Annotated in this window: 10 protein-coding genes; 8 read left to right on the plus strand and 2 right to left on the minus strand. The window is 67.0% G+C overall.

Annotation, left to right across the window (positions count from 1 at the left end; translation table 11 throughout):
- The first annotated feature begins 2 nt into the window (after positions 1-2).
- From iolD to BN4332_RS10285, 4 genes are read left to right on the plus strand one after another with little or no spacing between them, the layout of a single operon-like run.
- The gene (gene iolD / locus BN4332_RS10270; protein WP_066898335.1) at positions 3-1,964 is read left to right on the plus strand and encodes a 3D-(3,5/4)-trihydroxycyclohexane-1,2-dione acylhydrolase (decyclizing); all 1,962 of its coding nucleotides are present in this window, start codon (positions 3-5) and stop codon (positions 1,962-1,964) included.
- Between the two features lie 12 nt (positions 1,965-1,976).
- Positions 1,977-2,882, plus strand: a complete 906-nt coding sequence (locus BN4332_RS10275; protein ID WP_066898336.1) for a sugar phosphate isomerase/epimerase family protein — start codon at positions 1,977-1,979, stop codon at positions 2,880-2,882.
- 8 nt (positions 2,883-2,890) lie between these two features.
- The gene (locus tag BN4332_RS10280) at positions 2,891-3,940 is read left to right on the plus strand and encodes a Gfo/Idh/MocA family protein (protein ID WP_066898337.1); all 1,050 of its coding nucleotides are present in this window, start codon (positions 2,891-2,893) and stop codon (positions 3,938-3,940) included.
- Positions 3,941-3,942: 2 nt separating this feature from the next.
- A complete protein-coding gene (locus BN4332_RS10285; RefSeq protein WP_066898338.1) occupies positions 3,943-4,818 on the plus strand; it encodes a sugar phosphate isomerase/epimerase family protein in 876 nt (291 codons plus the stop codon).
- A 48-nt stretch (positions 4,819-4,866) separates the two neighbouring features.
- Here BN4332_RS10285 and BN4332_RS10290 read toward each other — a convergent pair whose 3' ends face one another.
- Positions 4,867-5,808 (minus strand): LysR family transcriptional regulator, encoded by a 942-nt coding sequence (locus tag BN4332_RS10290; protein WP_066898339.1) that lies wholly within the window; start codon positions 5,806-5,808, stop codon positions 4,867-4,869.
- A gap of 119 nt (positions 5,809-5,927) precedes the next feature.
- On the opposite strand from BN4332_RS10290, the gene BN4332_RS10295 reads away from it, so the two are divergent.
- Together BN4332_RS10295 and fdhD are read left to right on the plus strand one after the other, a co-directional pair.
- Complete coding sequence (locus BN4332_RS10295; protein WP_066898340.1) at positions 5,928-8,234, plus strand: FdhF/YdeP family oxidoreductase; 2,307 nt, start codon at positions 5,928-5,930, stop codon at positions 8,232-8,234.
- The gene (gene fdhD / locus BN4332_RS10300; RefSeq protein WP_066898341.1) at positions 8,234-9,058 is read left to right on the plus strand and encodes a formate dehydrogenase accessory sulfurtransferase FdhD; all 825 of its coding nucleotides are present in this window, start codon (positions 8,234-8,236) and stop codon (positions 9,056-9,058) included. Before BN4332_RS10295 ends, fdhD begins: the two co-directional genes overlap by 1 nt.
- Before the next feature lie 85 nt (positions 9,059-9,143).
- Here the strand turns inward: fdhD and clpX are convergent, their stop codons facing one another.
- Positions 9,144-10,424, minus strand: a complete 1,281-nt coding sequence (gene clpX, locus BN4332_RS10305) for an ATP-dependent Clp protease ATP-binding subunit ClpX (protein WP_066898342.1) — start codon at positions 10,422-10,424, stop codon at positions 9,144-9,146.
- 505 nt (positions 10,425-10,929) lie between these two features.
- Between clpX and BN4332_RS10310 the strand changes: the two genes are divergently transcribed.
- Both BN4332_RS10310 and BN4332_RS10315 read left to right on the plus strand, forming a co-directional pair.
- The gene (locus BN4332_RS10310; RefSeq protein WP_066898378.1) at positions 10,930-11,595 is read left to right on the plus strand and encodes a nitroreductase; all 666 of its coding nucleotides are present in this window, start codon (positions 10,930-10,932) and stop codon (positions 11,593-11,595) included.
- An 80-nt stretch (positions 11,596-11,675) separates the two neighbouring features.
- Positions 11,676-14,459 (plus strand): helix-turn-helix transcriptional regulator, encoded by a 2,784-nt coding sequence (locus BN4332_RS10315; protein ID WP_066898343.1) that lies wholly within the window; start codon positions 11,676-11,678, stop codon positions 14,457-14,459.
- Positions 14,460-14,483: the final 24 nt, after the last annotated feature.

Raw genomic sequence — 14,483 nt, forward strand, 5'->3', positions numbered from 1 at the left:
CCGTGGTATCCACCGCACCCAAGTCGACCGGGAAACTGGCCGACGCCGAAAGCACCGTGCGACTCACCGTGGCCCAGGCCACCATTCGCTTCCTGGCCAATCAGTACGTGGAGCGCGACGGGATTCGGTCCAAGTTCTTCGCCGGCTGCTTCGGCATCTTCGGCCACGGCAACGTGGCCGGGCTGGGCCAGGCGCTGCTGCAAGATGAGCTCGAAGCGGCGGAGTCAGGCCGGGAGCCGGGACTCAAGTACGTACTGGGTCGCAACGAGCAGGCCATGGTGCACAGCGCGGCCGCCTATGCCCGGCAGAAGGACCGGCTGCAGACGTGGGCGGTGACCGCCAGCGTCGGCCCCGGCTCCACGAACATGCTCACCGGGGCCGCACTGGCCACCATCAACCGGTTACCCGTGCTGCTGCTCCCCGCCGATACGTTTGCCACCCGGGTCAGTTCGCCGGTGTTGCAGGAACTCGAGCTGCCGTCTTCGGGTGATGTGACGGTCAACGACGCGTTCAAACCGCTGTCCCGCTACTTCGACCGGGTCTGGCGCCCCGAGCAACTCCCCGCCGCCTTGCTGGGAGCCATGCGCGTGCTCACCGATCCCGTCGAAACCGGGGCCGCGACCGTGTCGATCCCGCAGGACGTGCAGGCCGAGGCCCACGACTGGCCGGAATCGCTGTTCGCCGAACGCACCTGGCACGTGGCCCGCCCGTTGCCCGAGCGCTCGGTGACCGCGCGTGCCGCCGAGATCATCGCCTCGGCCCGCAAGCCGCTGATCATCGCCGGCGGCGGGGTGCACTACTCCGGTGCCGAAGAAGCTCTGGCCGCGCTGGCGTCCGGTACTGGGATTCCGGTCGCGGAGAGCCAGGCCGGCAAGGGCTCGCTGCGCTACGACCACCCCCAGTCGGTCGGAGCGATCGGTTCCACCGGCACCACGGCGGCCAACGCGCTGGCGTCGGAAGCCGACGTCGTCATCGGAATCGGCACCCGTTACAGCGATTTCACCTCCGCATCGCGGACCGCGTTCAACAACCCCGAGGTCCGGTTCGTCAACATCAACGTGGCCTCGCTGGACGCAGTGAAGCAGGGCGGGGTCAGCCTAGTCGCCGATGCCCGTGAGGCCCTCCAGGCGCTGAGCACCGCGCTGAACGGCTACCGGGTCAGCGACGAATACCGTTCGCGGGTCACCGAACTGGCCGCAGAGTGGGAGGACACCGTCACAGAGGCCTACAAGATCTACGCCACCTCCGACGACGGTGCGGCGTTGAACCAGAACCAGGTGATCGGCCTGGTCAACACCTTGTCGGAACCCCGAGACGTGGTGGTGTGCGCGGCAGGCTCCATGCCCGGCGATCTGCACAAGATGTGGCGCACCCGCGACCGCAAGGGCTACCACGTCGAGTACGGCTACTCCTGCATGGGATACGAGATCGCCGGCGGGATCGGCGTGAAGATGGCCGATCCGGACCGCGACGTGTTCGTCATGGTCGGCGACGGCTCCTACTTGATGATGGCGACCGAGCTGGTGACCGCCGTGCAGGAGGGCGTCAAGGTCATCCCGGTGCTGGTGCAGAACCACGGATTCGCCTCCATCGGCGGGCTTTCCGAGTCGCTGGGCTCGCAGCGGTTCGGCACAGCCTACCGCTATCGCACCGCCGACGGGCGGCTCGACGGCGACACGCTGCCCGTGGACCTGGCCGCCAATGCCGCCAGCCTGGGCGCCGACGTCATCAAGGTCACCACGGCCGCGGAGTTCACCGACGCGGTCAAGGCGGCCAAGGTCGCTGACCGCACCACTGTGATCCACGTCGAAACCGATCCACTGATCTACGCCCCCGACAGCCAGTCCTGGTGGGACGTCCCGGTGTCGGAGGTCTCCACGTTGGAGTCCACCCAGAGCGCGTACGAACGCTATGCGGACTGGAAGAAAGTTCAACGCCCCCTTGTCAACCCGTCAGATCGTTGAAGGAAGCCCGCAGTGAGCAAGATTCTCGTCGGTTCCGCTCCCGACTCCTGGGGCGTGTGGTTTCCCGACGATCCGAACCAGACGCCCTATACCCGTTTCCTCGACGAGGTGGCCGAATCCGGTTACGAATGGATCGAATTGGGTCCGTTCGGTTACCTGCCCACCGATCCGCAGCGGCTCTCCGACGAACTGGTCCAACGCAACCTGAAGCTGTCCGCCGGAACCGTCTTCGAACACCTGCATCAGGACGACTCGTGGGATGCAGTGTGGACGCAGATAGAGGATGTCGCCAAGCTGACCGCCGCCGTCGGCGGTAAGCACGTCGTGGTGATTCCGGAGATGTGGCGCGATCCGGCCACCGGCGCGGTACTGGAAGACCGCAACCTCACGACTGAACAGTGGCGCAAGAAGACGCAGGGCATGAACGAGCTCGGTAAGGCCATGTTCGAAAAGTACGGTGTACGTGCGCAATACCACCCGCACGCCGACAGCCACGTCGACACCGAGGAGAACGTGTATCGCTTCCTCGACGGTACCGACGGCGAATACGTCAACCTGTGCCTGGACACTGGGCACATCAGCTACTGCGGCGGCGACAACATCGCCATCATCCGCCGGGCCCCCGAGCGCATCGGCTACCTGCACCTCAAGCAGGTCGACCCCGAGGTACGGGCCAAGGTAGAGGCCGAGGACCTCCCCTTCGGCGAGGCGGTCAAGCTGGGCGCGATGACCGAACCGCCGCTGGGCATTCCGGAGATGCCGCCGTTGCTCGCCGAGATCGACAAGCTCGGCATCGACGTGTTCGCGATCGTCGAACAGGACATGTACCCCTGCGAGGTCGACGCTCCCCTGCCCATCGCCAAGCGCACCCGGCACTACCTGGGGTCGTGCGGCATCCCTTCCGTCCGTTTCAACTAGGAGCACCCATGCCCAATTCAACAGCGACGGACGACCTTCGCATCGCCGTCCTCGGCGTCGGCATCATGGGCGCCGACCACGTCGCGCGCCTGACCAGCCGGATCTCCGGCGCGCGAGTCGTCGTGGTGAACGACTTTCTCGCCGAGAAAGCCGAGAAGATCGCTGCGAACATCCCGGGCTGCCGGTCCGTCACCGATCCGCTCGACGCCATCGCCGATCCTGAAGTCGATGCCGTCGTGCTCGCGACACCAGGGCCGACGCACGACAAGCAACTGCTGGCCTGTCTGGAGCACGGCAAACCAGTGCTCTGCGAAAAGCCGTTGACCACCGACGTCGAGTCGTCCCTCGAGGTGGTCAAGCGTGAGGCGGAGCTCGGAAAGCGGCTCATCCAGGTCGGTTTCATGCGCCGGTTCGACGAGGAGTACATGCAGCTGAAGGCCCTGCTCGACGCCGGCGAGTTCGGCCGCGCCCTGGTGCTGCACTGCGTACACCGCAACCCGGCCGTGCCCCCGAGCTTCGACAGCTCCATGATCGTCAAGGATTCCCTGGTCCACGAGGTGGACGTGACCCGGTTCCTGTTCGACGAGGAGATCGCCTCGATCCAGATTCTGAAGCCGGCGGTCAATCCCGGTGCCCCCGACGGCATTCAGGACCCACAGATCGCCGTCATGCGCACCGTCTCCGGCAAGCACGTGGACGTCGAACTGTTCGTCACCACCGGAGTGGCCTATGAGGTGCGCACCGAACTGGTGGGTGAAAAGGGTTCGGCATTCATCGGACTCGATGTCGGGCTGATCCGCAAAGGCGCCTCGGGAACTTGGGGTGGCACCATTACGCCCGGGTTCCGGGAGCGGTTCGGACGGGCCTATGACATCGAGTTCCAGCGCTGGGTCGACGCGGTTCAGCGCGGCAGCTCGACCGGAGATTACACAGATGGCCCCACGGCATGGGACGGCTACGCCGCGGCGGCGGTGTGCGCGGCCGGTGTCGAGGCATTGGAGACCGGCCTTCCGGTCGCGGTGGACATGGTGGCGCGCGAGTCGATCCCGGGGGCGTAGCGATGAAGATCGCCCTGGATCCCACCCCGTTCCACCATGACTACGAGTTGCTCGAATTCCCGCGCCTGGTGGCCGATCTCGGCTACGAGCACCTGCAGCTCACCCCGCACCGTGACTTCATCCCGTTCTTCAACCATCCGCGCGCCGACGACGCACTGGTGACCGCGTTTCGCAAGGCGTGTGCCGATGCCGGGGTGGGGATCGCCTCGGTCCTGCCGGTGCTGCGCTGGTCCAGCCCGGACCCCGACGCCCGCGAGGCCGCGGTGCGTAACTGGAAGCGCGTCATCCAGATCACCGTCGACCTCGGCGTCAACGTGATCAACACCGAGTTCTCCGGCCGTCCTGAGAAGGCCGAGGAGTCCGAGCGGGCGTTCTTCCGGTCGATGGAGGAACTGCTGCCGATCATCGAGCGGGAAGGCATCGACGTCCGGATCGATCCGCACCCAGACGATTTCGTCGAGGACGGACTGGAGGCACTGCGCATCATCCGCGGGGTGAACTCGCCCAACATCGGCATGGTTTTCGTCGCATGCCACGCCTTCCATATGGGCGGCAACGTGGCCGAGATCATGCGCGCCGCCGGTGACAAGCTGCGCCTGGTTCACGTTGCCGACACCATGGACCACCACGGCAGCCATGGACTGCGCTACATCACCAACCCGCCGGGCAACCCGGTGCGGGTGCACCAGCACCTGAAAATCGGTGACGGCGATATCGATTGGGACGTATTCTTCGGCGGCCTGGCCGAAATCGGCTTCTACGACCGCGCCGACACGGTCATGGTGTCCTCGGTGTTCGCCGAGGACGAGAATGCCCACGAGGTGTCGCGGTATCAGCTGAAGACGATGACCGACTACGTCACGAAGTACCGCCGATGATCTCCTCTCGCCTTCTCGGTACTGCGGGCCGGTCAGGTTCCGGGCCGGTCAGGTTCCCTGCCCCGCTGAGGCCCACCAGCCATCGATGCGGCTACCGAGATCGAGATCGGCGGCCACCTCGGCGAGCGCGGCCGCCACGATGGACGCGGGCGACCGGTCGAGCATCACAAGACCGATCGCGGGCCGGGGACCGTGCTGGACCATCGGCCGTGCCACGAATCCCGCCGGCAGACCAAGTTGCGGCAGCCAGGCTGTCGACGCGATGGTCGCGCGGCCGGAGTGGGTGAGGTGGGCGTAGAGCGCGTCGACCGAATCCGCCTCCACCACGGGCCGATACTGCACCCCCTCGACCGCCATGTTGGCGTCGAGGATGCGCCGGTTGCGCATCGTGGTCGTCAGCACGCACAGCTCCAGCGCCGCCGCGTCCGACCAGCTCACCTCGGCGGCAGTCGCCCAACGGTCATCGGCCGGCGCCACCAGCACATAGCGCTCCCGGTACAACTCGACCGACCGCGTCCCGGGCGGAGCCTCGTCATCGAGGTACGTCAGTCCGGCGTCGATCTCGAAATCGGCCAGTTTCCTGGCGATCTCGCGCGACGACAGCGCCTCGATCCGCACCGACGCCGCCGGGTTGCGGCGAAGGAACTCGGTCGTGAGGAACGGACTGGCGGGCACCGCCGTGGGTATCGCGCCGAGACGCGCGGTGACGGTCAGCCGGCCCCGCATGCGTTCGAGGTCTGCGAGCATCTCATCGCGTTCGGCGGTGATCCGCTGCGCCCAGGTCACGACCCGGCGCCCTTCCTCGGTGAAGCCCTCGAAGCGCTGGCCCCGCTGCACGATCACGATGCCCAGATCGCGCTCCAGCCGACGGATGGCCACCGACAGGGTCGGCTGACTCACATGACACCGCGCGGCCGCCCGCGCGAAATGCCGCTCGGCGGCGAGCGCCAGCAGGTAGTCCAGGTGTTGTAGCTGCACATCGCTTGCCATTGGTCCTCGGACGGTCGTCGACAGTTGATAGAAATTCTCTATCACTGCATGTGAAATGGCGAATATCGAGCTCATCGGCTGTACCGGGACGAACGCGCCGAAGGGCTAGATTGGGGAACATGAGCAGCGCCGAGGATGTCCTTGCCGATTACGACGACCACGATGTAGTCACCTCGGGCGCCAAGCAGGAAGCCGCCGGGGTCAAGGCCGTCGTGGTGTCGATGCAGCGCGCGTTCGAGCAGATGGGGCCGTTACGCACGGCAGCCGCACTCACCCGGCTCAACCAACGGCACGGCTTCGACTGCCCCGGGTGCGCCTGGCCAGAGGAGCACGGCGGCCGCAAACTCGCCGAGTTCTGCGAGAACGGCGCCAAGGCGGTCGCCGAAGAAGCCACCAAACGCGTGGTGACACCGGACTTCTTCGCCCGCCACAGCATCGCCGAACTCGACACCAAACCGGAGTACTGGTTGTCCCAGCAGGGCCGGCTGACCCACCCGATGGTTCTCGCACCCGGCGACACCCACTACCGGCCCATCGAATGGGATGACGCCTACCGCTTGATCGCCGACCACCTCAACGCACTGGCCTCCCCCGACGAAGCGTTGTTCTACACCTCGGGGCGCACCAGCAACGAGGCGGCGTTCCTCTATCAGCTGATGGTCCGCAGCTTCGGCACCAACAACCTGCCGGACTGCTCGAACATGTGCCACGAATCCTCTGGCACCGCGCTCACCGAGTCGATCGGCATCGGCAAGGGTTCGGTCACCGTCGAGGACGTCACCGAGGCCGACCTCATCCTCATCGCCGGACAGAATCCGGGCACCAACCACCCACGCATGCTGTCGGTGCTGGAGAAGGCGAAGGCCAACGGCGCCAAGATCGTCGCGATCAATCCGCTGCCCGAAGCCGGGCTGATCCGGTTCAAGGATCCGCAGAAGGTGCGCGGTGTGATCGGGGACGGCATCTCGATCGCCGACGAGTTCGTGCAGATCCGCATCGGCGGGGACATGGCGTTGTTCGCCGGGCTCGGCCGGCTGCTCCTGGAGGCCGAAAGCCGTTCCCCGGGCACTGTCGTCGACCACGACTTCATCGCCGCCCACTGCGCGGGCTACGACGAGTACGTCGCCCAGACCCGCGATGTCGACCTCGATGTCGTGACCGAGGCCAGCGGGGTCGACCGGGGTCAGCTGCAGCGGGTCGCCGACATGCTCGCGGCCTCCCAGCGCACGGTGATCTGCTGGGCGATGGGGCTGACCCAACAGCGGCACGCGGTGGCCACCATCGGCGAGGCGACGAATCTGCTGTTGCTTCGCGGCATGATCGGCAAGCCGGGCGCCGGAGTCTGCCCGGTGCGCGGCCATTCCAATGTCCAGGGCGACCGGACCATGGGCATCTGGGAGAAGATGCCCGAGAAGTTCCTCGATGCACTGGACGCCCGGTTCGGCATCGTCAGCCCACGCAAGCACGGCTTCGACACCGTCGACGCCATCCGTGCCATGCGCGATGGCCGGGCCAGTGTGTTCATCGGAATGGGCGGCAACTTCGTCTCGGCCACGCCCGACACCGAGGTCACTGAGGCAGCGTTGCGCAGTTGCGCTCTGACCGTTCAGATTTCGACAAAGCTCAACCGCAGTCACCTGGTGCACGGGAAGACCGCGCTGATCCTGCCCACCCTCGGCCGCACCGACCGCGACATCGTGAACGGCCACAAACAGCAGGTGTCGGTGGAGGATTCGATGTCGATGGTGCACCTGTCGCGAGGCAGCCTGCACCCGCCCAGCGATCAGCTGCGCAGCGAGGTGGGCATCGTCTGCGAGCTCGCCCGCACCCTGCTGGGCCCGGATCATCCGGTGCCGTGGGAGGAATTCGCCGCCGATTACGACACCGTGCGGGACGCGATCGCCGCGGTGGTGCCCGGCTGCACCGACTACAACACCAAGGTGCGTCAGCCCGACGGGTTCCAGCTGCCCCACCCGCCGCGAGATTCCCGCGAATTCCCCACCCACACCGGCAAAGCCAACTTCGCGGTGAACCCACTGGAGTGGGTGCCGGTGCCCGAGGGACGGCTGGTGCTGCAGACCTTGCGCAGCCACGACCAGTACAACACCACGATCTACGGCCTGGACGACCGCTATCGCGGCGTCAAGGGCGGGCGCCGCGTGGTATTCGTCAACCCCGCCGACATCGAGCGGTTGGGATTCCGGCCCGATGACCGCGTCGACCTGATCTCGGAGTTCGACGGCCAGGAGCGCCGCGCCGACGACTTCCTGCTGGTGCCGTACTCGACACCGGTCGGCAACGCCGCCGCCTACTACCCGGAAACCAATCCGCTGGTGCCGTTGGACCACACCGCGGCGAAGTCCAACACCCCGGTGTCCAAGGCCGTCGTGATCCGGTTGCAGCGCCGCGAGCCGGGGGTGACGTAGTGGGCCGGGTCACCGCCCGCCGCCGCGCCCATCACCTCACCGGCGCGACGGCCGAGGCCCGCCCGGAAACCCTGGTGGTCGAGGAGCCACTGGAGATCCGGGTCGACGGCACCCCCATCACGGTCACGATGCGCACCCCGGGCGCCGATGTCGAACTGGCCCAAGGATTTCTGCTCACCGAAGGTCTGATCGCGCAGCGTGACGACGTGGTGACGGTGCGGTACTGTCGCGGCGCCGACGAGGACGGGGTCAACACCTACAACGTGCTCGACGTGACCTTGGCGCCTCACGTGCCGAAGCCCGAGGTGGACGTGACGCGCAACTTCTACACCACCTCGTCGTGCGGAGTGTGTGGCAAGGCATCGCTGGAGGCGGTGCGGCTCAGCAGCAGACATTGTCCCGGCGATGACCCGGCGACGGTGTCCGCATCGGTGCTCTCGGCGATGCCGACGCAACTGCGCGACGCCCAGAAGGTCTTCGCCAGCACCGGCGGGCTGCACGCGGCGGCGCTGTTCACCGTCGACGGGACCATGCTCGTCGTTCGCGAGGACATCGGCAGGCACAACGCGGTGGACAAGGTGATCGGCTGGGCTCTGGAAAGCAACCGGGTTCCGCTGGCCGCCACGGTGCTGCTGGTCAGCGGCCGTGCCTCGTTCGAGCTCACCCAGAAGGCCGTGATGGCAGGTATCCCGATCCTGGCCGCGGTCTCGGCTCCCTCGTCCCTGGCCGTCGATCTGGCCAGCCAGTCCGGGCTGACGCTGGTCGCCTTCCTGCGTGGCGAGTCGATGAACGTCTACACCCGGCCGGACCGCGTGACGCGCTGAGAACTCGTCGAAAATGCGCTGAGGGTCGTGATCCGGTGGGGATCACGACCCTCAGTGCAATCTCGGTGTCGAGCCGGCGTAGGACCTACGCGCTCTTGTCGCGGCGCTCAGACCGCGACGGCTTGCGCGGCACGATGGTCGGCAGCACGTTGTCCTGCACGGTCTCCTTGGTGACGACCACCTTGGCGACGTCGTCGCGGCTCGGGATGTCGTACATCACCGGCAGCAGGACTTCCTCCATGATGGCGCGCAGACCGCGGGCACCGGTGCCACGATGGATGGCCTGATCGGCGATCGCCTCCAGCGCCTCATCGGTGAACTCCAGCTCGACGCCGTCCATCTCGAACAGCCGGACGTACTGCTTCACCAGGGCGTTCTTCGGCTCCGACAGGATCTTGACCAGGGATTCCTTGTCCAGGTTGGTCACCGAGGCCACCACCGGCAGACGGCCGATGAACTCGGGGATCAGGCCGAACTTGATCAGGTCCTCGGGCATCACCTCGGCGAAGTGGTCCTGAGTGTCGATCTCGGCCTTGGACCGCACCTCGGCACCGAAGCCCAGACCGCGCTTGCCGACCCGGTCGGAGACGATCTTCTCCAGACCGGCGAATGCGCCCGCCACGATGAACAGCACGTTGGTGGTGTCGATCTGGATGAACTCCTGGTGCGGGTGCTTACGGCCGCCCTGCGGCGGAACCGACGCCTGGGTGCCTTCCAGGATCTTCAGCAGGGCCTGCTGCACGCCCTCACCGGACACGTCGCGGGTGATCGACGGGTTCTCGCTCTTGCGGGCGATCTTGTCGACCTCGTCGATGTAGATGATGCCGGTCTCGGCGCGCTTGACGTCGTAGTCGGCCGCCTGAATCAGCTTGAGCAGAATGTTCTCGACGTCCTCGCCCACATAACCGGCCTCGGTGAGTGCTGTGGCATCGGCGATGGCGAACGGGACGTTGAGCATCTTGGCCAGGGTCTGGGCCAGGTAGGTCTTACCGCAGCCGGTCGGGCCCAGCATCAGGATGTTCGACTTGGTCAGCTCGACCGGCTCTGAGCGCGAATCGCGGGACTTCTCCCCCGCCTGGATCCGCTTGTAGTGGTTGTAGACCGCCACGGCCAGTGTCCGCTTCGCGGTGTCCTGGCCGATGACGTAGCCCTCGAGGAACTCGCGGATCTCCGCGGGTTTGGGCAGCTCGTCGAGCTTGACGTCGTCAGCGTCGGCGAGTTCCTCCTCGATGATCTCGTTGCACAGGTCGATGCACTCGTCGCAGATGTACACGCCGGGACCGGCGATGAGCTTTTTGACCTGCTTCTGACTCTTGCCGCAGAACGAGCACTTCAGCAGGTCACCGCCGTCTCCGATGCGCGCCATGTGGGGGGGTCCTACTTCCTTCGCGGTCGGTCGCTTACGCCTCTTGCTAGGTCACCTCGGGCGTTAACCCGACGCTACCCGTTCGTTCCGTCGCGGTGCGACCGATAGGGCCGAATCGCTCCGGTGGTATTTGTTCCGTGTGCAGGAGAACATATCGCTCCTGGTGGCTTGCCACCCGTCGGCACGCTGACTGTGTCCTTGGCGTGTCGTCGGTGTCGTCGGACGAAAATCCCGGAACGGTCCAGCGACAGCCTGGCACTCGCTCCGATCCACGATAGCGCGCCGTGCCGCGACGACGCCCTCAGCGCTGAGCGAAACTACTCCTACGCTGGGCGAACATCCCACGGCACCGGGCTGCCGCGACAAGGTCGACCAACCGCTCATCGACCGCACGACCAGCAACAACCCGCCGGCACCGGCCAAACCACGTACTTCCAAGGGTGTGTTCGTCCTCGCGGGCCGCAAGGCTGAGGTGGACGTGCTTCGGCCGGACAAGGAGATGAATGTGGACGTGTATGAGGCTGTCACCAGCAGGCGGGCGGTTCGCGGATTCACCGATCAGCCCGTTCCCAGAGAGACCCTGGAGCGGGTGTTGTCCGCTGCGCGGTGGGCCCCGTCCGGGTCCAACATCCAGCCGTGGAACATCGTCGTGATGACGGGCGCACCGCTGGCGCAGCTCAAGAAACTCGCCGTCGAGCGCGTCGCGGCCGGCGATCCGTGGGACGAACCGGAGTACGTGATGTATCCGCCCGACCTGAAATCGCCCTACGGCGACCGACGATCGGCGTTCGGAACAGAGCGATACAGCGCGCTCGGCATCGCCCGCGAGGACTGGGAGGCCCGGCAGCGGGCTGCCATCGCCAATTGGGATTGCTTCGGCGCGCGGACGGCGCTGTTCTGCTACATCGACCGCGACCTGGGCCTGCCCCAGTGGTCAGATCTCGGGATGTACCTGCAGACCGTCATGCTGCTGCTCCGGGCCGAGGGTCTGCACAGCTGCCCGCAGATGTCGTGGGCGAAGGTGCACAAGACGGTGGCGGGGTTTGTCGCGCCCCCGAAGCACCTCGTGCTGTTCTGCGGAATGTCCATCGGCTACGAGGACGTGTCCGTGGACTACATCCGTACCGGTCGGGCGCCGCTCGCCGAGACCGTCACGTTCATCGACGGCTGATACCCGATCCGGAATCACCGGCCTCCGCGGGTCGCGGAGCGGCGGTAGGGTTCCCTGCAGAACAGACGCGGCGGAGCCCTATGAGTCAAGGTCGGGAACAACGTCTACACGGTCGGGCCGGCGAATGCGAGGCGCTTCGAAGCCTGGTCTCGACCGTCCGATCGGGTCACTGCCGAATCTTGACGCTCCGCGGCGAGGCGGGGGTCGGCAAGACCGCGCTGCTGGAATGCCTGTCCGAGCTGGCTTCCGGGTTTCGCCGTGTCGAGGTGGCCGGCGTCCAGTCCGAGATGGAGCTGGCCTACGCGGGCCTGCAGCAGTTGTGCGCGCCGCTGATGAGCCATGTCGACGAGTTGCCGGAACCGCAGCGTCAGGCGCTGACCGTGGCCTTCGGGCTTGGTGTCGGGCCCGCGCCCGACCGCTTCCTGGTCGGGTTGGCCGTGCTCAGCCTGATCGGCGCCGCCGTTCATGACCGACCCCTGCTCTGCGTGATCGACGATGCACAATGGCTGGACCAGGTGTCGATCCAGACCCTGGGGTTCGTCGCTCGCCGGCTGCTGGCCGAGCCGGTCGCCATGGTGTTCGCGGTGCGAGAACCGCCGCAAGTCCTCAACGGTCTGCCCGAACTGCACCTCACGGGTCTGTCCGACTACGACGCGCGGGAACTGCTCGAATCGGTGATGACGGGCGGAATCGATCCGCTGGTACGCGACCGCATCGTGGCCGAGACGCGCGGAATTCCGCTCGCCATCCTGCAAGTGCCTCAAAACGTCTCCGCCGCGGAGCTGGCCGGCGGCATCTGGATCTCGGGCAAACGCTCATCGACCGCGGCGATCGAGGACGACTTCATCCGGCGCATCCACGCCCTCCCCGAACCAACCCAGCGGTTGTTGCTGCTCGCGGCGGCCGAACCGCTGGGTGACGTCGCGCTGTTCCTGCGTGCGGCGGCGAGGCTGGACCTGCCCGTCGACGCCCTGGCCCCGGCCGAGTCCGCGGGTGTGATCGAGATCGGTGCCCGCATGCGGTTTCACCATCCGCTGATGCGCTCGGCGGCCTATCGCGCAGCCGATCTGAACGACCGCAGGGCGAGTCACCGGGCGCTGGCAGGCGCCACTGATCCGGAGTCCGATCCCGATCGCCGCGCGTGGCATGCCGCCAACGCCGCGACGGGCCCCGACGACACCGTCGCCGCGCAGCTCGAAGCATCGGCGAGCCGGGCCCAGCGCCGGGGCGGAATAGCCGCTGCAGCCGCATTTCTCGGGCGCGCAACGGTTTTGACGTCGGACCCTGCCGTCCGCGGAGCTCGCGCGCTGGCCGCCGCGCAGGCCAAACGGGACGCGGCGGCGTCGACTGAGGCCGACGACTTGCTGGCCATCGCCGAGCTGGCACCGCTGTCCCCGTTGCAACGGGCAGAGGCAACGCGTCTTCGAGCCCAGATGGACTTCGTCCGCAGTCGCAGCGGCGCTGGTTCAGCCGCGCCGCTGGCCGACGCCGCGGCGAAGTTGCTCAGCGCCGCAAGGGAACTGGATAACCTCGACGACACGCAGACCGGGGAGGCATACATGGAGGCCCTGGCCGCCGCCATGTACGCCGGTCGTCTCGGCCATCCGGGTGCCATGGTCGAGGCCGGCGCCGCGGCACTGGCCGATGTCGGGCGCTTGCCTGAGCTCCACCGTCCGATCGACCTGCTGCTGAGCGGCATGGGGCATCAGATCTCCGGTGACCGTGACGCCGCGGCCGGCCCGCTACGCACCGCACTGGAGCTCATGTGCAACGACACAGCGGGTGAAGGGCATGCGCTGCGCTGGACGACGTTGGGCCTGACCATCATTCCCGACGTGGCCGCCGTCGAACTGTGGGATGACGCGTTGTGGCACCAACTGGCCACGGTGGTGGTGCGACAGGCACGTGACGCGGGCGCACTCGCCGTGCTTCCTTCGGCTCTCGCCTTCCGGGCCGGCGTCGACGTGTTCTCCGGCGAATTCAGCTCGGCGACACGGCTTTTGGATGAGGCAAGCTCGATCAGCGCGGCCGCCGGGTCCGCACCCCTGCGATATCACGCACTGTCACTGGCGGCCTGGCGTGGCGTTCCGGACGACGCGGGCGGGTTGTTCGACGAGGCGGCCGCCGTCGCGGCCGCCAGAGGGGAAGGCCGCGCGCTGGACGGCATCGACGGTCTCCGCGCCATTCTTTACAACGGCCTCGGGCGATACGAGGAGGCTTTTGTCGCCGCGCGTCAGGCCTGCGTTTTCGAAAACCTCGGCTTCCACGGGTGGTGCCTGCTGGAGCTGACCGAAGCTGCGGCGCGCACCGGAAATCTCGACGTCGCACGGTCGGCGGCGGAGCGGGTGAGCGATCGAGGCCGCGGCAGCCGAGCCGACTTCGCGCGCGGATTCGTCGCGTATGCCCGTGCACTGACGGCCGATGACCAGCACGCGGAGCCGCACTACCGTGAGGCCATCGAATGCCTGGACCGAACCCGCATCAAGGTCTACCGCGCGCGGGCCGGCCTGCTCTACGGCGAGTGGCTCCGCCGCATGAACCGGCGCCTGGACGGCCGCGAGCACCTCAACGACGCACACGAGCGATTCATCCGGATGGGGGCACACGGCTTCGCCGAACGCGCGCGCCGTGAGCTCGTCGCCGCCGGGGACAAGGTTCGCAAACAACCGGTCACCACGGGCGACGAACTCACCCCCCAGGAGGCCCAGATCGCGCGGATGGCCGCCGACGGCCTCACCAACCACGAGATCGGCGCGCACCTGTTCATCAGCACGCACACCGTCGAATGGCACCTGCGCAAGGTCTTCGTCAAGCTCGGCATCACCTCGCGCCGCCAGCTCCGCTCAATGACGTGGGCGAGCTAGTCACACCGACAAATCACGCCCGCC

The sequence above is a fragment of the Mycolicibacterium houstonense genome (assembly GCF_900078665.2).
GTDB classification, from domain to species: Bacteria; Actinomycetota; Actinomycetes; order Mycobacteriales; family Mycobacteriaceae; genus Mycobacterium; species Mycobacterium houstonense.